The organism is Latilactobacillus sakei (assembly GCA_002953655.1).
GTDB classification, from domain to species: domain Bacteria; phylum Bacillota; class Bacilli; order Lactobacillales; family Lactobacillaceae; genus Latilactobacillus; species Latilactobacillus sakei_A.
Window position 1 is genome coordinate 721007 of record CP025839.1, and the last position, 24473, is coordinate 745479.

A 24473-nucleotide genomic window follows, 5' to 3' on the forward strand; every position below is an offset into this window, starting at 1 on the left:
AGGAAATGTTGATTTTTAAGGATTCATTATTTAGCTCAAACGCCCGATATGGTAAACTTAAAGAGATTTGATTTAAATATACTTAGTGACTTTCTGAAAAGAGGACATTTAAAATGATAACAAGTGAAACGGTTTACCACTTTGTGGGTATTAAAGGATCAGGCATGAGTGCTTTAGCGCTCGTATTAAACGATTTAGGTTATCAAGTACAAGGGTCAGATATCGACCAATATACCTTTACACAACGGGATTTGGAGAAGGCAGGTATTAAAATTTTACCTTTCTCAGCCGATAATCTTCACGAAGGCTTGACGGTAATTGCTGGTAATGCTTTCCAAGATGATCAAATTGAAATTAAGACCGCGCTGGAAATGGGCTTGCCAGTTGTGCGTTATCACCAATTCTTGGGTGAACTCTTGAAAAATTATACCAGTATCGGTGTTGCTGGTGCGCATGGTAAAACAAGTACCAGTGGTTTATTAGCACACGTTTTAAGTGGCGTTGCTAAAACAAGTTTCTTAGTGGGGGATGGAACCGGTAAGGGCATCAAAGATGCACAATTCTTCGCTTTTGAAGCGGATGAATATCGCCGTCATTTCTTAGCTTACTCACCAGATTACTTAATCATGACCAACATCGACTTTGATCATCCCGATTATTATACGGGCATTGAAGATGTTTTCGATGCTTTCCAATCAGAAGCCTATAAGGTGCAAAAAGGGATTTTTGCCTGGGGTGATGATCCAGAATTAAGAAAACTAAAAGCAAATGCCCCAATTTATTACTACGGTACTAAGTCAGACGATGATTTCCAAGCACGCAATATTCAACGGACCGTTGAAGGGTCAGAATTTGATGCTTATTATCACGATGAAAATATCGGGCATTACCACGTGCCATTATACGGCGAACACAACGTACTTAATAGTTTAGCTGTGATTGCCGTTAGTTACCTCGAAAAAATTGATGGCCGTGAAGTTGCACGTGAATTGGCTGACTTCAAGGGGGTTAAACGCCGCTTTACTGAAAAGAAAGTTGCAGACGTTACGATTATTGATGACTATGCGCATCATCCATCAGAAATTAAAGCGACTTTAGATGCAGCCCGTCAAAAATATCCAGATCGCCAAATCGTAGCAGTTTTCCAACCGCATACATTTACCCGGACAATTGCGTTAATGGACGACTTTGCCGCTAGTTTAAACCTTGCGGATGAAGTTTTCTTAACAGATATCTTCAGTTCTGTTCGTGAAAAATCAGGTAAGGTTTCAAGCGCTGATTTAGGTGCTAAAATCACTAAGGGTGGCCGGGTCCTTACATTGGATAACATGTCACCATTATTAGACTTTGAACAACCAGTAGTCGTCTTCATGGGGGCCGGCGATGTTCAAAAATACGAATATGCTTACGAAGAATTATTAAGTAACTTAAGTCCTAAGGATAACTAAAGATTCAGGCAAGATGATTGTGTTTTAGTCATTTTTTGTTACAATATTGCTAACCGAGGATTATACCTCGTTAGAAATATTAAGAGGTGATTATTCATGGATGGAAGACGCGTGGTCAATGTCGATAGCGAATCACGATTTTTTAGTAAAGTATACGGATTAATGGCTTTAGGGGTTGGTATATCAGCACTCGTTGCTGTTTTACTAGTCACAGTTTTTGCAAGTCAAACCGTAGCCATTTTAAGCAGTAGCAGTACTTGGATGGTCTGGGGATTAATGATTGTCGAAATGATTTTGGTCGTTCAGATCAGTCGCAAGGCAACCAAGAATCCGTCAGCTTCAATGATGATGTTTATTGCTTACGCGCTGTTAAACGGCTTAACGTTTACGGTCATCTTATTAGCGTATAACATCGGTCAGATTGGTGCCGCATTTATTTCCAGTGCATTAGTCTTTGTTGCGATGTCGGCTTACGGCCGGATGACGAAGAACAACTTAAGTGGTTTTGGGAAGTTTGCCATGATGGGCTTAATTGGGATTATTATTGTATCCCTCGTTAATGCTTTCATGGGCTCAGCTGCTATCGAGTACTTCTTATCTTATGCAATGTTAATTGTTTTCATCATTTTAACAGCCTGGGATAACCAAAAACTAAGCTTGTTATATCGTCAATACGGTTCAACTGGGGAAGTTTCAATCTCAGGATTAGCCGTGATGGGTGCTTTAACACTTTATCTAGATTTCGTTAACTTATTTATTACTATGATCCAAATCTTTGGTTTCGGTAATCGAGACTAATTTAAAAAGAATGTGTTGTCAGTGGTTAGCTTTTGAGTATTTGCAGAACTGGGCGAATCGGTGATGAAATCACCAATTTGACAAGTTTAGCAAAACGCAGAAAGTTACTGACAAAAGCACGTTTATACTAGCAACATTCGGTTATCAAGAAGGGGTCTGAGACAAAATTTACTTTTGTCCCAGATCCTTTTTTTATGGCTAATTATGTTTGACATAATACTATGCAAAGTATAGTATTATATTTTGAAAGGATGATGACATGAACGCGCAATTAAAGAAGGGGTTGTTAGAATTTTGTGTTTTAGCAACGCTTAAAAAAGCCGATTCCTATGGCTATCAGATTATTAAAGATACTTCAAGCGTCATTGAAATCTCTGATTCAACTTTGTATCCCATCTTAAAACGGCTCGAAAAACAAGCACAGATTGAAAGTTACCAAGTGGCGCATAATGGACGGTTACGGAAATATTTCCACCTAACACCTATTGGCACAGCTGCGATTGACCAGTTTTTAAAGGAATGGACACAAGTAACGACAATCTATGAGTATATTAAAGGAGAAGCATCATGACTAAAAATGAGTTTATCAAAGATTTAGCGGCCGCTTTAACGCGCTATGGCGTGAGCGATGCTGCCAACACGATTGATTATTACGATGAATTGATTGATGACCACATTGAAGGCGGGGAAACTGAAGGCGCCGTGATAGCTAGTTTAGAGACCCCCAATCAAATCGCCGCTCAATTGGCGGATCAGTTTCAACCAACACAGGTTCAACGGCAAAAAATGTCACCGTTAGTATTAATAATGTTAGTCGTATTGTTGGTGTTGGGCTCGCCACTTTGGGGTAGTTTGTTATTAACCGCAATTGTTTTACTCGCGGTGGGTTATTTATTGCTATGGATTGGGCCTTTGATCGGTGGGACACTAGCAATCGCTGGCATTGTGGGCGGTGGCGTTAGTTTAATCTTCTCCTGCTTTGTCGCTTTAAGCGAGGGCGCCGTAGTTGGCTTGATGCAACTGGGCATAAGTTTTGTGATGGTGGGTGTTGGCATCCTAATCGGTGGGATAACCTGGTATTTTTCAAAATATATTGTGCAGTTTTCAATCGGCTTAACACGGTGGTTGATTCGAAAAAGTCAAAGACAATCAAAGGTGGTGGCTTAAATGCTCACAAAAATTAGAATGAATTGGTTTAAGATTAGTTTAGTGATGATCGTCATCGGCCTTTTAATCATGGGTGTGAGCTATACGCTAAGTGGCTTTGATGGTGGTCTTTTTCAAGAACAAGGCAGTCATGATTGGTTTAGAACGTTTAATTTTTAAGATTGCAAAAAAGGCACGCCCTACAAAATTTTGTAGGACGTGCCTTTTTAAATCCTTATTTGACCAGCAAAACGTTAGCCTTAGCGTGGCTGCTGACATATTGGGCGACAGAACCAACCATCATTCGTTCGATAGCCCCTTTACCGGTAATACCTAAGACGATCAGGTCAATTCCAAATTCTTCGGGGATGCGAATCGCAATTTCTTTTTTAGGAGAAGCGACTTCTAAAATGGGGGTTACCTTTTCAAGGCCATGGTTGTGCGCGTAACGCACGTTAGCAGCTAGTTGGGATTTTACCCGATCTTTCTCTAAAGCGGTCACCTTGGCGTACATACTTGCATCTGGTGAAACGAAAATATCATTCGGGACAATTCGCGCGACAAATAGTTCAGCGTCGTTGCGCTTGGCAATTTCAACAGCTTCCATAAAAGCTTTATTGGCAAGCTCGGAACCATCGACACCGACTAGGATTTTTTGATAAGTCGTTAACATAAGACAACATCCTTTCTAGGTAACTTATTGTTAAGATAAGTATATTAGGCCGGCGCGCTTTAAACAATTTAAACGCTTACAGAAATATGTGTGGTTCTTGGGTGGCAAGAATATTTTAACGCACAAAAAAATAGATGAGAACGTTGATTTAACAACGTTCTCATCTATCAAGATTGTCTCGGATGACGCCAAAATGTCACAGGCGAGATTCGAACTCGCGACCTACGGTTTAGAAGACCGTTGCTCTATCCAGCTGAGCTACTATGACAAAAAGATTGGTTATTGCTTTTAGATTATCAAGCAACATGCTATATTATAAGCAATTGAAGTATCTGATGTCAATTGAAATTCGTAGAAATGGGGTAAAAAAATGAAATTAAATCAGTTTGCACGGTTAACCACCACTTATTCGGAACAAATAAAGGCCTTACAACGGATTAAGCTCCTTGATGAAGGCTATGAAGCACTATCAGTTCAAACTTTAGCACAACAAATATTCGCACGGTTCTTCCCAGAGGCCCATTCAAAAACGGCTCAACATGAACAGATGCAAAAAATTCAAGCGACGGCTAGTTTAAATTTAGCGGATTATTTGGCAAGCATCTCAACTTCATTTGATCAACGAACATTTTATAATATTGCATTGCAATTGCTAGGGTTTAAGGTGGCCACTGATTTTCAATTTAATCATCCCCGGCGATTCATGGCAAAAGTTGGCATACCATATGTTGATCAACCAGTCTTAACCCAACAACTCTTTTTAGAAGCTGTTTACCTCTTATTAACAACCCGTAGTCAAAACGGCATGCTTTATTTAGATTGCTTGGCTAATCGCGGCTTCTTTGCGCACTGGCAAAAAGCAGCTGCACCGGCGTTCTTAATTTTTAATGGTAAAACCCAACCCGTGTTTGATACACAACACTTTATTCGTGAAGTGGTTTATGTTGAATCCAGTTTGGATACCGATTTGGACGGGCACCTTGACTTGCTTGAAACGACAATCTTTAGACCTAAAGAAACGGAACAAGGCTTACGTGTCCCTGTTTTATACACGGCTAGTCCTTATTATAAGGGGACTAACGATGTTGATGCTGATTTGCATAACGTCGATGTGCCAATTGAACCTAAAGCGGCTATCCAACCCCACTTGACGGATTTGAAGACCGAGGGCCAACAAGCTATACCGGCCGCTAGAGAACCACTTGGAGAAACAACTGAAACGGAATTAGAAGCCGCTGATGATAGTAACTACCTGTTAAATGATTATTTCTTAGCACGGGGGTTTGCAACGGTTTATGCCGGTGGTATCGGGACCCGGGGTTCAGATGGCATGCGGACGTGTGGTTCACCAGAAGAAACAGCCTCTACCACTGCGATTATTGAATGGTTAGCGGGTAATCGGCGGGCTTATACTAACAAAACAGATCGGATTGAAATTAAGGCTTGGTGGTGCAATCAAAAAGTCGCCATGACTGGGAAGTCTTATCTAGGCACTTTGGCGACTGCCGCTGCGACAACTGGTGTCGAGGGGTTGAAGACGGTTATCGCCGAAGCCGCCATCTCCAGTTGGTATGATTACTACCGTGAAAACGGCTTGGTAGTGGCCCCGGTTGATTGCCAAGGTGAAGATGCAGATGTTTTAGCAAAACTCTGTCAAACTAGACAGATGGATGCGGCAGATCACGCTAAATCCGGCGCACTTTTTGAAGAGCAGTTAGCAGCTTTACGAGAAGGCCAAGATCGGATCACAGGGAATTACAACGCCTTTTGGGCGGCACGTAATTACCGGGACAATGTTCAAAAAATCAATTGTGATGTCGTTTTAGTCCATGGTTTAAATGATTGGAACGTTAAATTGCAAAATGCCGGGGCACTATGGGATGATTTACGGCAATTGCCAATCGAAAAGAAAATTTTCTTGCATCAAGGGCAACATATTTATATGAATAATATCCAATCAATCGACTTTACCGATATGATGAACTTATGGTTGAGTTATCAATTGTTAGACATTGACAACCATGCGCCAGAGGTTTTACCAACCGTGACAATTCAAGATAATACGCAAGAAGCAACTTGGCATACCCAAGATGATTGGTTAAACCCTAAAAATCCACGGCAAACGTATTTCTTAAACGATCAAGAACATCTGGATTTGGATCAGAAATCGACAACGGCCGTGGCTAATTTTGTTGATGATGGTGTAGCTTTGTTTAAAAAACAGCATCTCAGTGAGGCTATTTGGCAGGATCAATTACTAGCACCACAATCTGACTTTGCGCAAAACCGCTTATTAATGTTATCACCAGCCCAATCGAAACAATTAGTGATTGATGGGCGGGTACAGTTGAAAACGAAAGTCGCAGTTAATGCCAATCGTGGTTTGTTGAGCGTGATGTTGGTCGATTACGGCTTATTCAGTCGTTTAGGCACAGCACCAGCGGTTTTAGCCGCTAAAGGGCAACAATTAGGCTATCACTGGCGTTATGATGATTTGAAAGAATTTAAATTAGGGCCCCTTAGTCCTTATCAATTGATTACTAAGGGCCATCTCAATTTACAAAATCGCCACAATAGCTATCAAACTGAGACAGTAAACGCAGATACTTTTTATGAGGTTCAACTAGATTTACAACCTACGCATTACCATCTAGCAGCGGGCCATCAGCTAGGTTTGGTAATCTATGCAACGGATATGGGCATGACATTGCGTGAAGAACAACAAAACCAATACCAAGTGGATCTAAGTGCAAGTCGCTTAGTAATCCCTACTTTGGATTAATTGTGAATGGAGCGTTTTGAATGACAGAATCAGTAACTTGTCGCCAAACTTTATCAATTAGTAATCATCGGGTCTTTGCGAGTGATTTGAATGAGCATGAAACAGTTTATGGTGGCCGATTATTAGAACTATTGGATGGGGCAGCTTCGATTGCAGCTAGTCGGCTAGCGCGCGTTGAAACCGTGACGGCCAGTATTGATCAATTAAATTTTATTGCGCCATTTAAATTACAGGATTCCTTATGTATTGAAAGCTACGTGGTCGGTGTTGGCCACCGTTCAATTGAAGTTTTTACAAAAATTATTGGCGAACATTTACAAACCGGGGAGCGTTTCTTGGGTTTGACCGCCTTTTTAACCTTTGTTACGACTGAAAAGACGCCCGATTTACCTGCGATTACACCAGTAACGGCCGAGGAACAATTCATCTGTGCAGGTTATAGTCAAAGAAAAGCACAACGTTTGGCTAATTTTAAAAATCAACAAGCGTTTAATCAACAAATCAATCTTGATTATCCATGGGATTACTAACCGAGAAAGCTAGCCACTTTAGTGGTTAGCTTTTTTAATGTCTTCATCAAAAATAATGAATGGTTAATGATAGATGAATTTTCAAAATACTGGATTGGCAGCTCATCTAAATTATGATAAAGTTGGTATGCTTATGGTGCTAACAATTTTAAGGGCTTAATTTAGTTGGCACATTAGTAGTAATGGAGATTTGGATAACATCATTAATGTTATTCATTACTATTGAGTAACATTATTTTGGGGGAGGATTATGACGGAATGCAACAGGTGAAAAGTTTCTTTTCAAAGGGTGCCAACATTATGTTAAGTATTCTTTTGTTGATTGTTTTTGTGTGTTTGGTGATTACGTTGGAACCACGCGATAGCGGGGTGCAATCAATCAGTTTAGATCGTGATCGATTACAGTATCAGGGGGCTGTTGAGAAGGGCCGCTTCAGTGGTGATGGTAAGCTCATGTTAAAAAATGGTGACTATTATAGTGGCCAATTTAAAAATGGTCGTTTTGACGGCACGGGGCAATTTATTTCTCATGAAGGTTGGCAGTACAAGGGCCAATTTAAAGCGGGCGCACCTTATGGTAAAGGTGAACTGAAGAAAAACCATGTGACTTATAAGGGGGATCTCGTTAATGGGAAGTATCAAGAAAGCAAGAATTAGATGGTTTAGTTTAATTCGCATTTTTGGCCTTGGGATGGTTTTATACTATCACTACTTTAAAACAAGATATGCCGGTGGCTTTGTCGGGGTCGATGTCTTTTTCACCTTTTCAGGTTACCTCATTACAGCGCTGTTTATTGATGAATTTATCCGGCGTGATCAAGTGAAGTTATGGGCGTTTTATCGCCGCCGGTTTAACCGGATTTTTCCACCATTATTATTAATGGTTTTAATCGCAGTGCCGCTATCTTTAATTGCGAATCCGGATTTAAGAACGAATTTAACGAAACAAATTACAGCTACTTTGAGTTTTACAACTAATTTTTATGAAATTAGTACGGGTGGCAGTTATGAAACTAATTTTATTCCGCACTTATTTGTGCATACATGGTCATTAGCAGTTGAAATGCACTTTTATTTAATTTGGGGCTTAATGGTCTATCTTGTTTCAAGGACTGTCAAAAGTGCGAAGCATTTTAGAACGGCAATTTTCAGCGTTTCCTTTATTCTATTTGCCGTTAGTTTTCTATCAATGTTTACGCAAATTAAAGGGTTATCTGAATATTCACCGATTTATTTCTCAAGTTTAACGCATGGCTATCCATTCTTTGTCGGTGCAATGATTGGGAGCTTTTGTGGCGTTGGTCAATCAGCAAAGGGCTTTAATCAATTAACGAGTCGCTTGACCTGGCGGACCCCGTTAATGGGATTTGTAGTCAGTGCATTGTTATTATTTGGTTTAGGCACGCGTCTCAAGTTTGATCAAGCCAGTACGTATGCTTATGGGATCTTGCTAGGGAGCTTAATCACAGGGGGGCTCATTATCTTTGCGCGTTTATTACATGATAAGGCGCCCAATGTGGCTGAACCACGCTTCATTACCTACCTAGCAGATATTAGTTATGCGATGTATCTTTTCCACTGGCCATTGTACATTATCTTTTTAAGTTACTTTAACAACAATACCAAGGCAGTAGTGGCCGCTCTAATTGGTTCGGTTATTTTCTCAACACTGTCTTATTATTACATCGAACCACTTTTGATGGGCAAACCAGTTGCTTACCAAAAGGCGATCGGTGGCCCGTTGTTGTTTGTCATGGTGATTTTAGGCGTAGTGACAGCTAACCATGCAATTGATGCACCACATATGTCTTCTTTAGAACAACACCTGTGGGTCGGCAATCTTTATCAAGATACTGATCAAATTCAAGCGGTTCACGCTAAGGTTAGCCAACCTAAACAAACGGCACCAGTTAGCCAAGCTAACTACAATGTGCCTCAAGGGATTAGCATTATCGGCGATAGTGTCACGTTAGGTGCTCGGAGTTATTTATTAGAACATGTTAAAAATAGTGACATTAACGCTGAAGGTAATCGTCGAATGGATCAGGCGTATGACGTATTGATGGAGCAACAAAATAATAATCAGTTGCGGGAATACGTTGTAATCTGTATCGGCACAAATGCTTTTCCTGATTTTAAAGAACAAATTGACAAGATTGTCCATGATTTGAAAAAAGGACATCGTCTGATTTTTATGACCCCGTATGACGGTCATGCAGACGCGACTTATGATAGTACCAAAATTGCGGTTTATGAACGGACACTACCGGCTAAATATCCATTTATCACGGTTACGGACTGGAATAAAATCGCTGCTAGCCATCCAGAAGTCTTTGTAGGCACTGATGGCACCCATTTTGGTGGTATTGAAAAAGGTAACATTTTATATACGAAGGGTATTAACGATGCCATTAAAACGGCCGGTAAAAAGAGTGTAAAAGCATAATTTAAAATAGAGCGCTAATCAGCTAGCCTTTAGGGGCTAATTGATTGGGGCTCTTTTTATAATTGACACACGAGGCGACTGTTACGTCCCTTAACAGTTGGTGTGACTAGATTTTTTATAACGGAGACTTATGGTTGTAACTTGATTGTAATATGAATGTAACATTATTGGTCTATACTATAACCTATCAATAAAACACGGGGTAATTATAAAAAATGTCTTTCAAAAAAGTAATCACAAGCGCAATTGTAATGAGTATGGTGGCCGTTTCAGCACTAAATACAGTCGCAGTTAAAGCAGCCACAGTTGATGAAACGCAAGAAGCCATTACAAATAATAAAAGCGAAACTGCCAAATTATTAAAGGATATTGCTGCAGCTAATGCTGACAATATCAAATTACAACAACAAATTACTGATAATACGACGAAAATTGAAACGACTAAAACAAATATTGATCAAGCGACTCAAAAAATCGCAACCTTAAAAACACAAATCACAAGCGCAAAAGCTGAAGTTCAAAAAAGAACAACGGTTCTTAAGGCACAACTTGTTGCTCTACAAAAACAAACAGGCGACACGGTTAGTGGGAATGTTTACTTTGATTTCGTCTTGAACTCAAAAGACTTTTCTGATCTTGTTGCAAGATCATTCACAGTCAACAAGTTAAATCAAGCAAGCAAATCAGCGCTAGAAGATGTCAAAGCAGCTAAAGCAGAATATTCAAATTTAATGACAGAACAAGAAACAACTAAAGCTAATTTACAAGCTGAAAAGACAAGTCTTGAAACACAACAAACTGATTTGAAGGCCATGAAAGCTAAATCAGATCAACAACAAGACGCATTAAACCAAAAGATTAATGATAACAAAGCAACATTAGAAGCACTACAAACACAATATGATGAAGCTGCGGCTGCTTTAAAGGTTGCTAACGATCAGGCTAAAGCAACAAAAGCAACAAAAGCTGACCAAGCCGCTAAGGACACTTCAGATAAATCAGAAGCAACAAGTACTTCAAGCGACAGTAAAGCAAGTACTTCAAGTAAAGTAGAAAACAAAGCAAGTGATAACAGTGAATCAAAGAAATCTAACGATGACAGTAATGTGAGCGAAGGTGACGGTAGTTCACATGGTAACGTTGCTGGCAACTCATATGCATGGGGTCAATGTACTTGGTATGTTAAACAAGTTGCACCTTGGGCTGGTAACAACTGGGGTAACGGCGGTCAATGGGGTGCTTCTGCATCAGCAGCTGGTTTCCGTGTCGATCACACACCTTCAGCCGGCGCAATCATTGTCTTTGTACCTGGTCAATCAGTAGGTGGTCAATGGACTGCTGATCCGACTTACGGTCACGTTGGGTACGTCCAATCAGTTAGTGGCAACAGTGTCACAATTACGCAAGGCGGCATGGGTTTTGCTAACGCAGCTGGCCCAAATACTGCAACCCTTTCAGATGGTGGCAGTTACATGTATATTCACCGTTAATTATGATTGTGACTGAAAGCGACAAATTAAAATGATTAGAAGAATAGATAGAAAGAGTAACCTAGTGGTTACTCTTTTTTTATCTAACACTAATAATCGTATTTTTCTACAAAACAACGTATTAGCGTAATCCAAAAAAGAGTAGCCATTAGGCTACTCTTTTTTTTATTATTAATAGTTCTGTTTTTAACATTTAAATATTCCTTATGTATAAAGTTAGTTGTCTTTATAGCATTTGGAGTGTCATTGTGAGTTGAATCATAACTCAGGAGTTATGATTCAATTAGCTTCCTTACAGTCAATAACATTAACAAATTTTGGGAATGTTGTCAATAAGGGATTTGTAAATAACTGATATATGCAAGCCAACATATTTTGGAAAAGTTCACAACTCCTGAGATACGACACGAAAGAGGCTTAATAATGAAAAGATTAGGATACTTTTTTTGGATAATAATGAGTTTAATTTTGTTTTTACAAATTAGTAACAAAATAGTTTTAGGACAAACTAATAATGCTACATCACAAGAAAGAGTTACTATCAAAAATACCAAAAGCAAACTCACAGATGTCAAAAGTACGGATATCGATGATGGTATCACTAATTGGAAAGAATCGGGGAAAACAACTGCTAGTTCAATTATGGAACCATCTTACCCAAATAAAGGGTTAATATATTCGTTTGGGACCCTGGTGGGTGGAGAAGATAGTAGTCAGGATAGTAAAATTGATAGTTCTACAGGTTTGATAATTAATGGACAACCTAATGTTGGTATTTTGGACAATAATAAAATTGAATCAATTTATTATAATGGTGCCAGCAAAATTAATGCTAACGGTAATTCAATGGCCTTTGGGTTAGTCTTTGATCCGAACGCCCCTGCTGGAAGAATTTCGAAGTATTCTGTATTGATCAATAAGTTACAAAATAAAAAATATTATCTTGGTCAAGACGGTAACAATACGGTTATGAAAATTATGGGAGATTTTAATCGTGACGGGCATCAATTTATTATAGAAATCTTATTGAGACCTGAAAAAACGACTGATAAAGTAGTTGTCAATCAAGAAATGTTTATTAAAAATATTGGGACTACGGATGAATCTTTTGGGGTGTTTTATGGTGGAGATGTTGCGGTAGCTGAAGATGATCGAGTAGCAATGCAATCATTAGGCAATAATGAAGGTTTGTATCTGGAAGGTGCTGCTGGAAAGTATAAATTATTGTTGGAAATGGATCAGCAATACGGGCCTAGTGATTTTGTAGGCAGTCCTTTAAACCAAAAATGGTTATCGGGATTTTCAGGCGCTACTTTTAATGGTCAAGGGATTGTTAATACACCAATTGGGTTAACCCCTGGTGCAACCGTCATTCCGGCGGGCAATGATACAACTTATACTTTGAAATGGCCTTATCAAACGCTAGCACCAGGTGGTGTTTATCACGTTGTGCACGGGATACAGGGTTTAATTGGTGAAATAGTGCGCCCCGTATTTTCCAAAACGTATCAGAATTTAACTTCTAAAGATGGTAAAAATCGCATTAATGACACTGTAAAGTTTGATGTATCGTTAAAAAACCTTGGGTTTCAAGATAGAATTTCAGGCATTAAGATACAGGATCAAATAACTGATGATTTTAAACTTGATCCAAGCAGTATTGTATTAGTAAAAGCTGATGGTTCTAAAGAGAAGGTGCCAGAATCAGCTTATAATACGACTACAAAAGAGCTACTAATTAATGTGAAGGACAAAGTCGCAGATAACAAAATAGTTTCAATTGAATATGATGCTTCAATAGCCCCGCAAGCAGCTGGTAAAGAAGTAACTAATACAGCCAATTTAGACTGCATAGATGATATTGGTGGGCAAGCATTTAAGCGCCAAGCTACTGTGAAATTTTATGTTGAAAAAGCTAACTATTTAGATCAAGTCACCAAATTAGTCCGTAATGATTCCCAAAAAGAACAGAATTATCAATCAACTACGCAAGCAGCTAATGGTGATAAAGTATCATATCAAATTAATTATCATGTAGATGCCAACTCACCTAGTGGCTTTGCATCAGGCACGTTGGTTGATAATTTGCCAGCCGAGTTAAATTTGAATGGCCCAATCACAGTGAGCTATAGCGATGGCACAACACAGACAGTGACTGATTTGAAAAATTTAAAACTAAATCCGATGAAAAAAGGTGAGTCAGTTAAGGTAGCATTCAGCGCAATTGTTAACGCTTCTAAAAGTAAGGTCATCAGAAATACGGTTAGTGTTATTGGACAATCCAATGCGGGTGATTCAATTAAGGGGACAGATTATGCAGACCTCAATCTAGTCGTACCAGCGGCTAAAATTAAACATGAACTAAAGAATGAAACGACACCCGATAAAGATTTCGGTGAGGTGACAGAGGGTAATAAAGGTGATGTCATCTCGTATCGGTTTACGATTAACGATTTTTCTAGCACACAAAAACAAGCTTACCTTGAGAAAATTACGGACCAAACTAATGATTTGGAACTCGTCAAGGATTCGATTCAGATTAAATATACACCTAAACAAGGCAGTGCTATTAGTTGGAATGTCAATCAAGCAGGTCAGGATGAATTCAAAAATAATCACCGGCTTCAATTAACTAATGGTAACGTAATAGATTTTGAAAAAGGCGATAAGGTTATCGTCACTTATAAAATGAAGATTACGACACCAGATTTAAAAAAAGTCATCATTAATAACGGCACATATAATGCTAAAGCTGGTGTGACAGCACCAATCAAATCAAATGATACTAAAATTACTACTAAATCCGGAATGGGACAAGTTACATTTCGCTACATTGATCGTAAAACAGGTCAATCAATTGGAGATAAAGAGGTAATTGTGACTGGACCGTTTGGAAAAAAAGTTTCGGAGTTAACTTCTAATGAAACGAGTGGTCATCAGGATCCTAATAAAATTAGACCAGCATACATTCAAGATTATGTCGCAGTAGATTACACGGATGAACTGGATTTGAGTCATGCGACTTACTATCGGCCACAAGATATTGACCCCGTTATTGATCAGAAACCGCAAGTCTATACTATCCGTTATGAACGTTCAGGATTAAACTTCTCAGCGCCTAAAAAGTTTGAATTCGGGGAATACTTAGCTAATCCGAGTGATGCAACATACTACCTTAAAGCATTAAAAGATAATCAAGGTCAAAAAGTACCATATAATATAACGATTTCAGATTATTACGGGGTTAAAGATTGGTCATTAGGAGTTAAACAAAATAAGCAATTTGAAGCTAGTATCGCTAATAATCAAGGCAACCAGCAGACAGTACAATTGGATCGAGCAAAATTACGATTTAAAAATGCTAGTTTTAGTCAGTTGGTGACTGACAGTCAAAATACAGCGACTGACCAAAGTAATGTCATCAATCAGTTTCAATTGACGCCAGGAGAGCCCTTAAAAACACTCGTTAATTATCATAAGAACGGGAAATATGTAGCTGGAAATGGTGATAATAATAAAAATCAACAGTATGATAACCCAGGATTTTCAACCTATAGTTATCAATTTGGTGATCAAAAAGATGCCGATAATAGTATTAGTTTACATGTCCCAGCAACGACTAAACGCTATAAAACCCGTTATACGTCACAGTTAACTTGGACATTAACTGTTGCACCATGATCAAGTTTATAAATTATAAAGAGGTAAGCACTTTGAAAAATTGGATAAAAATTATTGGCCTAAGCACTACGATAGCAATGGCTTGTTTTTCTGCGGCTAAAATTGATACGGAAGCAACGACTCAAACGCAAAATAGTGATTTTGAAATTCAACGTTTAGAAACTAAGTCGCAAGTTAATAATGATTTGAAGTATTTTGACTTAAAAATTAAGCCAGGGACTACTGAAACGCTTAAAATGCGAATCCAAAATTTTACAAATCATAAAATTACGGTCAAAACAGCTATTCGTAATAGTTATACCCAAATTGGTGGAGGGCTTAATTTTACGACACAAACAAGAAACTTAGATTCTAGTTTGAAAATACCATTAACCAAAATTGCTAAGGTTCGTAAAGAGGACCGGATCGTTAACTTAGGACCGCAAGAAGTACGAGATGTTTCGGCTACTGTTAAGATGCCCGTTGATCAAACTAGAGGAATGATTTATGGTGATTGGCAGTTTATTGAGTACATGAAAGATAAGGGGGCCGGTTCTGCAGTCTCAAGTAATTATGCGTACTCTGTTGGCATTGCACTTCGGGGCAATCATTATCGAATTTACCCAGAACTGAAATTTGATAAAGCAAAAGAGTTACTATACGAAAAACATGCAGCGATGGGAATTGATTTACGCAATACGCAACCCATGTTACTGCAAAATGTCATCATGCAAGCTGTTGTTTCAAAAGAAGGATTGTATTCTTCAAAACATGTTTTTAATGTAACCAAGAGTAAAATAGCGCCAAATTCTAAAATAACATTACCTATTACTTGGGCTTACGATCAATTAAAACCTGGTAAATATAATATCAATGTTAAAGTCAAAGGCGAAAATGATTGGAATCACCTACCAATGATTTGGACTTTCAAAAAAACATTTGTTGTTAACAAGAAAGATGCGCAACGAATTAATCAATTAGCGATTAAGCAACCTAAGAATAAATGGTTGTACGTAAGTGTTGCTAGCGGTGCGCTACTATTAGTGGCGTTAACTGAATTACTAAAGCTCTTATTGACTAGTGGTGTTACAAAGTGAAAAAAGGCATTAAATTTATAGTTTTTATTTTAGTGATTACGGTTATTTTTATAGTAGATAGTGCCGAAGTTAGTGCTAAATCTAATCGTATTAGAGCGCCTAAAAGTCAGGTAGAACCAATAACGGTTCAAGTTTTACCGGTGTTACCAAGTGATAATATCGGGGGATCACACCTTGGCTACTACGTGTTGCCCGCAAATAAACGGAAAAAGCGATATGAGAAGCTTAAATTATTTAATCCAACTAATCAGGCACTAAAAGTTAGATTTAGAGTTGTTGATGCGACGACTAATGATAATGGCTCAGTTGATTATACTGGCCAAAATAAAGTTGATCCAACACTACTAAAAGAACCTGGTTCAGAGTTAATTAAAACGCCAGTAGCAATAACATTAAAACCAAAGCAGTTGAAGGAAGTAGCTCTAGAAATTAATCAGCTAGCCTCGACCTTTAGGGGGCAAAAGGCAACGGCAGTTAATGTATTAGCTAGTGGCATCAATAACCAACAAAGTAGCATTCAAAACCAATATAACTATGCAATTGGGGTTATCCTGCAAGGAAAATCGTTATCGAAAAAAGCATTAAAGAAATTAAATCTTAGCGGAATTAAAGTCCGATTAATTGGGAATAAAAAACCAGCAATTAGTATTCGACTAACTAATCCAGACGCAACTTACTTAAAAGAAACAAAAATCACGCTAAGGCTTGTTAATCAAAGATATAGTTTTTTTAACTATCAGATGACGCAAAAAGACCTTAAGATTGCGCCTAATTCTAAATTCTATGAAGATGTTTTGTTAGGGGGCAAACGGCTAGTGCCGGGTGTATATAAGTTAACAATGACGACTAATAACGAGCGTTACCACTGGACGACTAGTCAATATGTCAAAATTACTAAAAATCAAGCACGGTTTATCAACATGAATAACGATCAGTACCTAAAAAAGAAGAAGCAATTAATTGAAATCACAATTTCCGTACTAATGTTATCAATTTTAATGGCATTATTTTATCGGTTTAGGGAAAGAAAGAAGGATTATTTACGTGAATAAGTTATCGATTATCCATTATGTTAACCAAAATAATTATCAAAAAGTTAAGTGGGGACTGATTGCGCTGACGATAGTGTTATCAATCATTTTCTGCAGTAGCCTATATGCTGCAATTAAGTTTCAGCAAGAATTAAATTCATTTACAACGATCACATTAGGCAACTAGACAATAATATTGTTGCTTTAACTACTGGACAGCTCAAGATATTTGAGCTAGAGACGCACCACCTAACGCACGTTTATAACCTCAGCGCCTGATAAGGTGTTTGAGTTATAAAAATATAACACGACATTGTCGTAAAATTATTTAAAGGAGGAATTTCAACATGAAATTCAATAATTTAACAAGTGCTGTATTAATCAGTGCATCAGTTTTATCAATCTTTGCTGTACCAACTGCTACATTTGCTGCAACACATGAAGGGACACCAGTCGATAACGGCGGGGTACCATTGCCACAAAATGATACAACAACAGCTGGGATTTCTTTTGGGGACAACAATCCTAACCCTAATACTGGTTTCTTACGCCTTCAGATGGTACCACACGTATTGGACTTTGGTAACCATGCTAAGTTTGATACTGCATACACAACTTTCACAGCTGATGGCCAAAACTATGCGAATAAAGGTAATAACCAACATGTATCATATGATAATACAGATGCAAATAAAACAAGTATTTTGAATACAAAAGATACGGCTTTAACTAAAGCTGGGCTTGCAGGCGATGCATGGGTAACGGTTGTTGATAAACAAGTGACACGTGATAAATTACCAACCTTTGATCAAGCAACAACGCAAGAAGCTGGTGATTGGCAATTAAACGTTAAAGCAGATGATGCCTTGAAATCAGTGAGCGGACAAGAGTTAACCGACGCACAATTATTGTTCAAAAATACAACTTATGGTCGGACAACAGATGTTTTTGGTTTAACAAATGAAGCGCAAGATTCAACATTTGCGACTGATTTTGGTGCAACCAATGCAGCTGATAAAGGTGATAAGGATATTAATGATATCACCAAGAGTTTTGCTTTGGACATGAGCTCAAAAGACGTGAACCATCAAGTAGCAACTGCCGCAAAAAATGAAGGTACTGGTGCTAATGTACTTGGCTGGAACCCTGCAGATATTCAGTTGATTTTACCAAGTGCTACAGCAGTTGGTAATGCAATTTATACAGCTAATTTAACTTGGACATTATCTACTGGTAAATAATTAGTAGTGAGTGTGTGGGGGTGCCGTTAATATGGACATTGAACAAACGGATTACTGTAATTGGTATATAGAAGTACAAGGTCTAATAAGTGTTTTAAATAATATAACAAATCAATACAATATTAGTTTTGATCAATTTCTATTATTAGAAGAATTGATTGTAAATCCAGGTGCGTCACCGACAGATTTAGCAGATATCTTTAAGGTTTCAACTCCCGCTGTTTCTAGAAAATTGAAGGCTTTGCAATCCAAAAGTATGATTGTAAAATCCAGAAATGATTTGAAAGATCAACGACTTGTTCATATTAAAGTAACAAATCAGGGTAGGCAAATTTATAATGAATTGCGAAGAAAAGTTGATGATTTTCATGAACACTCGAGTAATAATATTTATTCTAGATAAAGTTGCAAACAACTAAATTGTATTAGTTATTATTGATTGTTAGTATAACAAAAAAGTGTTGAAAGCGAATTTCCAATGTGCTAAATTATATTTGTTATAACGAATAGATGATATAACAAATAATTAATTAGACAAAGGAGTTAATCATTATGAATAAATTTACGAGTAGTCTTCTAATAAGTGTTGCGAGCGCCTCTGTATTAGGATTAGCGACTGGAATACAACCAGTTGAAGCTTCATCTAAAATACAAACAGTACAGTCAAAACTATTAAGTAATGAGTTACAAGATTTTAATTTTACTAAAGGGCCTGATTTCTATTCGGGAACTTTTAGGAGCTTACAAGCTAATCACTTAGTTAATGGTAATATCACTAATAAAACGACGGAATTGAGCATTTATTACAATCTGACCTTCCCGGGACAAAATTTTGTTTTAAGAGATTCTTCGGGTCATCCCGTGTATACACTGCCACAAAGTCTACAGGGGACCATTAAGATTAATACACCTTTTAAAGTTGGTGAGACTTATAGTTTAGGAACAAGTATGTCGGCTTCTAACTTTTTAAGTTTTAAAGTTGTTTCAGGCGATACTATAGAAGCACCAACCATTAATAAAATTACGAGTCAGGATAGTTACGTTACTGGTACTGGTGTTGCGGGCGCCACTATCCATCTAACAATTGGTGGTGACAACTACAATGGTGTCGTTGATAACCAAGGGAATTATAAAATTTCTTTAAATAAAAATTACGCTGCCAATACCGCTATCACATTGTATCAAGAAAAAAATGGGGTTAAGAGCAATACTATAAATGCGATTGTCGTTGCACCCGATAAGTTAGCCAAGCCGGTATTAAATAGAGTAACTGTTAATGATCAAAAAGTGACAGGTTCAGGTGTTCCAGGTGCCACTGTGTATTTACTAATCGGCAATGATCACTACCAAGGGACTGTTGATAGTAATGGTCAATTCACAGTTTTAACGAACAAATATTATCCATTGGGAACATCGATCACGGTATACCAAGAAAAAGATGGGGTTAAAAGTGATGATGTAACCGGTTCAGTTGCTGCACCTGAATATTTGGAAATGCCGAAGTTAAATACAGTTTCTGATACAGATACTGTTGTAACTGGGACAGGTACCCCGGGCGCAACAATTTATCTCAATATTAATGGGGCACATTTCCATGCGAAGATTTCTGATAAGGGAGAATTTATTGTTAATATTGAAAAAAATTATCCCGTTAACACACCAATCGAAGCGTATCAGGAATATAATGGTGTTCAAAGCGATACCACAACAACTTATGTTCAGGCATCAACAAAATTAGTTGTTAAAGAGATTAAAACTAATTCTACTAGCATTACAGGAACAGCTGTTCCAAATGCAACGATTCATGTTGTAATTGGCGATCGAGACTTTGAAGGTAAAGCTGATAGTGATGGTAATTTTGTAGTAGATTTGCAAGGTGCAACTTATAAGGCTGGCACAGACGTTACAGTAACAGCTAAAAGCGCATCAGGTGTAGAAACTAAGCATGTTCAGATTTATCCTAAAGATCCTGTAATTAATACTGTATATGAAGGAGATAATTCCATTCGTGGCACTGCGGATGCAGGTGCTACAGTAGTGATTAAAGTTGGTGCTACTGAATATCGGACGATAGCAGATTCAGATGGCGATTTTCGACAATCAGTAGATCCTAATTTAGTTGTATCAGGTGCTAAAGTGACTGTTTATAGTATTAGTGGTGGTTTAGATAGTGCTAAGTCAGAAGTTACAGTAAAATAAATTGAAGATGGGGGAAGTACAATTGCGAAAAATATTTTTTTGCTGTCTGTTAATGCTTGCCTTTTCACATTTTATTGTGAATGCCACTGGTGCTAAAGCTAGTATAAATACATCAACTTGTAGTTCAGAAGCTGATAGTCTTAATGCGAATTGGAATATTTTGGAATATGAGACGCCTTCGGCAATACCGGTAGATGAGCTTTTTCGTCAAGGATTATATGATGCTAATAAGCAACAATACTCAGTTGGAATTAATGCTGGTAATTTAGACCAAACTAAATTGACCACGGTTAAAAGGTTTAAATTAGAAAAAGGGAAAACTTACAAATTAGATGTGAATTATTATATCTCTATGAGTAACGTGAACCTAAAAAACACCTACATTGATTTTAATGGAGAAGAACGAATTAATACGCCTACTTCGGCTGGAGGTCAGAAGTATTCCAAAGTAATTACGCCCGATAAAGATGAAACTTATAAAATCACCTTAAAATTAGAAACATTTCAAGGTGCCAATGTGACCATGATGCTGTCGTATGGAAAAGGAGAAGGCTTGGTTAAAATGCCGGATAAGCCGACTGTGGATCCAGTAAAAGCTAATCAAGATATTGTGACTGGTACAGGGACGCCTGGCAACACTATTTTGGTAAAAAATATAAATGGTGTTGAGATTGGTAGAGCTATTGTCGCAAGTGATGGCGAATATTCTGTTAAAGTAAATGAGCCTTTAGTCGAAGGTGAGATATTAAGAGTTTATCAGATGAGTGATGACTTATTAAGTGAGGCAACGCCAATACTTGTCATTAAAGCGTAAGTACTCACTGATGGCTTATGATTTCGAATTTGTCTATTTTGATTTGGTGAGAAGCAGCTCACAATTGATAATTTTTAGTATAAAAATTTAAAGCGCAGCTAATACCAATTTTTTGGTGTTGACTGCGCTTTTGTAGCGCCTTTTTTAGATAACAATATTGTCACTTCTAATGCTAGCATAAGTATTGTACATTATTATTAATGAGTGAAACTTAGCAATTGGGAGGGCAATGAGATGACTAAGCGAAATTTAATGATTATCAGTAGTATCGTTATTGTATTGGGGGCGCTTGGTGCTGGTGGTTATGTTGTTAAAGATCAACTAAATCAAAAGGCAATTCAACAAGAAAAGGTTGAAAAACAGGTCCAACAACGAAAACGCCAAAGTGAACAGGTGGCAAAGGATAAATTAGAAAGTAGCGCCAAGCAAAAAATGCGTGTAAAAAATGCAACTAAGCCAATGCCTACAGTGGTTGCTGATAATGCGTTAGATCAATATTTTAAGCAAGTTAACTTCTCGGGCACGGCATTAATCGTTAAAGATAACAAAATTATGCTTAATAAAGGGTATGGTACTGCTAATGAAGCGGCCAAACGAGTGAATACCCCCGATACACTGTACCCCATTGCATCAACTGAAAAGGCACTGATTGCAACTGGTATTTTACAATTAAATCAGCAAGGTAAATTAAAGGTGACTGATCCAGTGGCGAAATATTTACCCCAATTTCCTAACGGTCAGCAGATCAAATTGACCGATTTATTGCACCATACTTCCGGTATTGTAGGGCGTGATCAGGATAACCAGGAAAAATCGAGTGATCAATTGTTAACTGAAATTATTGAAAACGGGACTAAGGGGCAACCAGGCACTTGGCATTATTTAGATGCTAATTATATTGTGCTTGTTAAGATTTTAGAAAAAGTCAGTCATCAAAACTACCAAGATTATTTACAAAATAAGATTATCAAACCAAGTAAGATGGTGCATACGGGCTTTATGTCCGCGCAATATCCGCAACTAGCCAATGCATCTGTGGGGTATCAAATCAAGGGCGGTGTGAAAAAAGCCGAGATGTTACCGAACTTTAGTCAACTTTATGGTGTCGGTGATATGTATATGACGGCCATGGATATGTATCGTTTTGATAAGGCGCTCTGGACGCATAAGTTAATTAACCAGCAACAAACCGCTTTGATGTTTAAGCCAGGTAGTGATTCTCATTATGGGATGGGCATGTACAATGATCCAGCGTTGATTGTCAATCGTGGTTATCTCTCTGGTTGGAGTGTTTCAAACGGCTTCAGTCATGGTGGCCGAATTTATATCGTATTATTTTCAAATGTTAAGAACGATAAAACGTCATTAAGCAAGATGAATAGTGATTTATACAGTCGATTAGTGGCCAATATATAACCTTAAAAAGACGGTGAGCGAAGGGCTCAACCGTCTTTTTTTGCAACTTTTAACCCCCTGGAAAGATTGTGCGAAATTTAATTTGGGCAAAACGCTTCCATTTTGGATACCGGTACTCTATAATAAAAAACAAGGAAACGTTTTCCAAAGAAATTTTGTTAAAGGAGGATTAAAATGACTGAAAAATACATTCTTGCGATTGATGAGGGGACGACGAGTACGCGTTCGATTATTTTTAACCATGATGGTCAAAAAGTCGCGGATGCGCAACGTGAGTTTCCACAGTACTTTCCGGAACCCGGTTGGGTAGAGCATAACGCGAATGAAATTTGGAACGCCGTTTTATCAACTATTGCAAACGCTTTTATTAAATCTGGTATTCAACCCAACCAAATAGCGGGGATTGGGATTACTAATCAACGTGAAACAACCGTTATTTGGGACAAGGCAACCGGCCTACCAATTTACAATGCGGTGGTTTGGCAATCGCGGCAAACTAACGACATTGCTGAAAAACTTAAGACAGATGGCTACGAAGATTTAATCCATAAAAAGACAGGCTTGATTGTTGATGCTTATTTCTCAGCAACCAAGATTCGTTGGATCTTAGACCAAGTACCAGGCGCACAAGAACGTGCTGAAAAGGGCGAATTACTTTTTGGGACAATCGATACCTGGATTACTTGGAAACTAACTGGGGGCGCAACGCACGTCACTGATTATACCAATGCTAGTCGGACGATGATTTTTAACATCCACGACTTGGATTGGGATGATGATATCTTAAATATTCTCAATATTCCACGAGCAATGTTACCTGATGTGCGACCAAATTCTGAAGTTTATGGCGAAACGGCACCTTATCATTTTTATGGTAGTAGCGTGCCAATTTCAGGGATGGCCGGCGATCAACAAGCAGCCTTGTTTGGTCAATTAGCCTTACAACCTGGGATGGTTAAGAATACTTATGGGACAGGTTCATTTATCGTGATGAATACGGGTGAAAAGCCAACGATGTCTGAAAATAATTTATTAACGACAATCGGCTATTCAATCAATGGTAAAGTGAACTACGCTTTGGAAGGATCAGTCTTTGTTGCTGGGTCAGCCATTCAATGGTTAAGAGATAGTATGCAATTAGTTGAGAAATCTTCGGATTCTGAAGCTGCTGCTAAAGCCTCAACAAGTTTAAACGAAGTTTACGTTGTACCAGCCTTTACCGGCTTAGGCGCACCCTATTGGGACGCTGAAGCACGGGGCTCAATTCTCGGTATTACGCGTGGGACGAACCGTCAGGATATTATTAAAGCAACACTGCAATCATTAGCTTATCAAACACGTGACGTTGTTCAAACCATGCAAAGAGATACTGGGATTGATATCAAGATGCTGCGTGTCGATGGGGGTGCTGCTAATAATAACTACCTCATGCAATTCCAAGCAGACATTCTAAATAGCGCCATTGAAAAAGCCGCTAACCTAGAAACAACGGCTATGGGTGCTGCCTTCTTGGCTGGCCTAGCTGTTGGTTTCTGGCAAGATACAGACGAATTAGCACAAATTTTCTCTGTTGGGCAACGTTTCGAACCTAATATGCCAGAAGAAGAACGTGAAGATCTATATGCTGGTTGGCAACAAGCAATTGAAGCAACAAAAATTTTCAAACATCGTCCATATAAGATGAACGAATAAGGAGGATTAT

General features: G+C 38.2%; 19 protein-coding genes and 1 tRNA gene. 18 read left to right on the plus strand and 2 right to left on the minus strand.

The genetic code is table 11. The features are described from left to right. Positions 1-113 precede the first annotated feature (113 nt). The 4 genes from C0213_03575 to C0213_03590 all read left to right on the plus strand — a co-directional run bounded on the left by C0213_03575 (position 114) and on the right by C0213_03590 (position 3413). Positions 114-1448 (plus strand): UDP-N-acetylmuramate--L-alanine ligase, encoded by a 1335-nt coding sequence (locus C0213_03575; protein ID AUX11519.1) that lies wholly within the window; start codon positions 114-116, stop codon positions 1446-1448. A gap of 96 nt (positions 1449-1544) precedes the next feature. Continuing rightward, on the plus strand, positions 1545-2246 hold the full coding sequence (locus C0213_03580; GenBank protein ID AUX11520.1) for a BAX inhibitor (BI)-1/YccA family protein: 702 nt from the start codon (positions 1545-1547) through the stop codon (positions 2244-2246). A 259-nt stretch (positions 2247-2505) separates the two neighbouring features. Beyond that, positions 2506-2817 (plus strand): PadR family transcriptional regulator, encoded by a 312-nt coding sequence (locus C0213_03585; protein ID AUX11521.1) that lies wholly within the window; start codon positions 2506-2508, stop codon positions 2815-2817. Then, a complete protein-coding gene (locus C0213_03590; protein AUX11522.1) occupies positions 2814-3413 on the plus strand; it encodes a hypothetical protein in 600 nt (199 codons plus the stop codon). The genes C0213_03585 and C0213_03590 overlap by 4 nt, the downstream gene beginning before the upstream one ends. Before the next feature lie 214 nt (positions 3414-3627). Here the strand turns inward: C0213_03590 and C0213_03595 are convergent, their stop codons facing one another. Further along, the gene (locus tag C0213_03595; GenBank protein ID AUX11523.1) at positions 3628-4065 is read right to left on the minus strand and encodes a universal stress protein; all 438 of its coding nucleotides are present in this window, start codon (positions 4063-4065) and stop codon (positions 3628-3630) included. Positions 4066-4259: 194 nt separating this feature from the next. After that, positions 4260-4333 (minus strand) — tRNA-Arg (locus C0213_03600). 102 nt (positions 4334-4435) lie between these two features. Between C0213_03600 and C0213_03605 the strand changes: the two genes are divergently transcribed. The 14 genes from C0213_03605 (at position 4436) to glpK (ending at position 24463) form a co-directional block, all read left to right on the plus strand. After that, entirely contained in the window at positions 4436-6847 is a 2412-nt protein-coding gene (locus C0213_03605; GenBank protein ID AUX11524.1) for a Xaa-Pro dipeptidyl-peptidase, read from the plus strand. A gap of 20 nt (positions 6848-6867) precedes the next feature. Continuing rightward, the gene (locus C0213_03610; GenBank protein ID AUX11525.1) at positions 6868-7377 is read left to right on the plus strand and encodes an acyl-CoA thioesterase; all 510 of its coding nucleotides are present in this window, start codon (positions 6868-6870) and stop codon (positions 7375-7377) included. A 258-nt stretch (positions 7378-7635) separates the two neighbouring features. Further along, a complete protein-coding gene (locus tag C0213_03615; protein AUX11526.1) occupies positions 7636-8034 on the plus strand; it encodes a hypothetical protein in 399 nt (132 codons plus the stop codon). Continuing rightward, entirely contained in the window at positions 8006-9823 is a 1818-nt protein-coding gene (locus C0213_03620) for an acyltransferase (GenBank protein AUX11527.1), read from the plus strand. The genes C0213_03615 and C0213_03620 overlap by 29 nt, the downstream gene beginning before the upstream one ends. A 251-nt stretch (positions 9824-10074) precedes the next feature. Beyond that, positions 10075-11313, plus strand: a complete 1239-nt coding sequence (locus C0213_03625) for a hypothetical protein (protein ID AUX12806.1) — start codon at positions 10075-10077, stop codon at positions 11311-11313. Positions 11314-11736: 423 nt separating this feature from the next. Beyond that, positions 11737-14994, plus strand: a complete 3258-nt coding sequence (locus C0213_03630; protein ID AUX11528.1) for a hypothetical protein — start codon at positions 11737-11739, stop codon at positions 14992-14994. Beyond that, positions 14991-16070 (plus strand): cell surface protein, encoded by a 1080-nt coding sequence (locus C0213_03635; protein ID AUX11529.1) that lies wholly within the window; start codon positions 14991-14993, stop codon positions 16068-16070. Before C0213_03630 ends, C0213_03635 begins: the two co-directional genes overlap by 4 nt. After that, positions 16067-17122 carry a hypothetical protein gene (locus C0213_03640; protein ID AUX11530.1) on the plus strand — a complete coding sequence of 352 codons (1056 nt, stop codon included), beginning with the start codon at positions 16067-16069 and terminating at the stop codon, positions 17120-17122. Before C0213_03635 ends, C0213_03640 begins: the two co-directional genes overlap by 4 nt. Before the next feature lie 326 nt (positions 17123-17448). Then, the gene (locus C0213_03645; GenBank protein AUX11531.1) at positions 17449-18342 is read left to right on the plus strand and encodes a cell surface protein; all 894 of its coding nucleotides are present in this window, start codon (positions 17449-17451) and stop codon (positions 18340-18342) included. A gap of 31 nt (positions 18343-18373) precedes the next feature. Beyond that, positions 18374-18745, plus strand: a complete 372-nt coding sequence (locus C0213_03650; protein ID AUX11532.1) for a MarR family transcriptional regulator — start codon at positions 18374-18376, stop codon at positions 18743-18745. 149 nt (positions 18746-18894) lie between these two features. Beyond that, positions 18895-20541 (plus strand): hypothetical protein, encoded by a 1647-nt coding sequence (locus C0213_03655; protein AUX11533.1) that lies wholly within the window; start codon positions 18895-18897, stop codon positions 20539-20541. Positions 20542-20563: 22 nt separating this feature from the next. Next, positions 20564-21355: a hypothetical protein gene (locus C0213_03660; GenBank protein ID AUX11534.1), complete on the plus strand. Its 792-nt coding sequence runs from the start codon at positions 20564-20566 to the stop codon at positions 21353-21355. A 234-nt stretch (positions 21356-21589) separates the two neighbouring features. Continuing rightward, on the plus strand, positions 21590-22771 hold the full coding sequence (locus C0213_03665) for a penicillin-binding protein (GenBank protein ID AUX11535.1): 1182 nt from the start codon (positions 21590-21592) through the stop codon (positions 22769-22771). A 174-nt stretch (positions 22772-22945) separates the two neighbouring features. Further along, on the plus strand, positions 22946-24463 hold the full coding sequence (gene glpK / locus C0213_03670) for a glycerol kinase (GenBank protein AUX11536.1): 1518 nt from the start codon (positions 22946-22948) through the stop codon (positions 24461-24463). The last annotated feature ends 10 nt before the right edge of the window (positions 24464-24473 follow it).

Bases quoted from the DNA above. Each gene is read 5' to 3' on its own strand.
- C0213_03590 (AUX11522.1), top strand. From the start codon at position 2,814: ATGACTAAAAATGAGTTTATCAAAGATTTAGCGGCCGCTTTAACGCGC.
- C0213_03615 (AUX11526.1), top strand. From the start codon at position 7,636: ATGCAACAGGTGAAAAGTTTCTTTTCAAAGGGTGCCAACATTATGTTA.
- glpK (AUX11536.1), top strand. From the start codon at position 22,946: ATGACTGAAAAATACATTCTTGCGATTGATGAGGGGACGACGAGTACG.
- C0213_03665 (AUX11535.1), top strand. From the start codon at position 21,590: ATGACTAAGCGAAATTTAATGATTATCAGTAGTATCGTTATTGTATTG.
- C0213_03650 (AUX11532.1), top strand. From the start codon at position 18,374: ATGGACATTGAACAAACGGATTACTGTAATTGGTATATAGAAGTACAA.
- C0213_03580 (AUX11520.1), top strand. From the start codon at position 1,545: ATGGATGGAAGACGCGTGGTCAATGTCGATAGCGAATCACGATTTTTT.
- C0213_03610 (AUX11525.1), top strand. From the start codon at position 6,868: ATGACAGAATCAGTAACTTGTCGCCAAACTTTATCAATTAGTAATCAT.
- C0213_03635 (AUX11529.1), top strand. From the start codon at position 14,991: ATGATCAAGTTTATAAATTATAAAGAGGTAAGCACTTTGAAAAATTGG.
- C0213_03605 (AUX11524.1), top strand. From the start codon at position 4,436: ATGAAATTAAATCAGTTTGCACGGTTAACCACCACTTATTCGGAACAA.
- C0213_03645 (AUX11531.1), top strand. From the start codon at position 17,449: ATGAAATTCAATAATTTAACAAGTGCTGTATTAATCAGTGCATCAGTT.
- C0213_03595 (AUX11523.1), bottom strand. From the start codon at position 4,065: ATGTTAACGACTTATCAAAAAATCCTAGTCGGTGTCGATGGTTCCGAG.
- C0213_03620 (AUX11527.1), top strand. From the start codon at position 8,006: ATGGGAAGTATCAAGAAAGCAAGAATTAGATGGTTTAGTTTAATTCGC.
- C0213_03585 (AUX11521.1), top strand. From the start codon at position 2,506: ATGAACGCGCAATTAAAGAAGGGGTTGTTAGAATTTTGTGTTTTAGCA.
- C0213_03625 (AUX12806.1), top strand. From the start codon at position 10,075: ATGAGTATGGTGGCCGTTTCAGCACTAAATACAGTCGCAGTTAAAGCA.
- C0213_03655 (AUX11533.1), top strand. From the start codon at position 18,895: ATGAATAAATTTACGAGTAGTCTTCTAATAAGTGTTGCGAGCGCCTCT.
- C0213_03630 (AUX11528.1), top strand. From the start codon at position 11,737: ATGAAAAGATTAGGATACTTTTTTTGGATAATAATGAGTTTAATTTTG.
- C0213_03575 (AUX11519.1), top strand. From the start codon at position 114: ATGATAACAAGTGAAACGGTTTACCACTTTGTGGGTATTAAAGGATCA.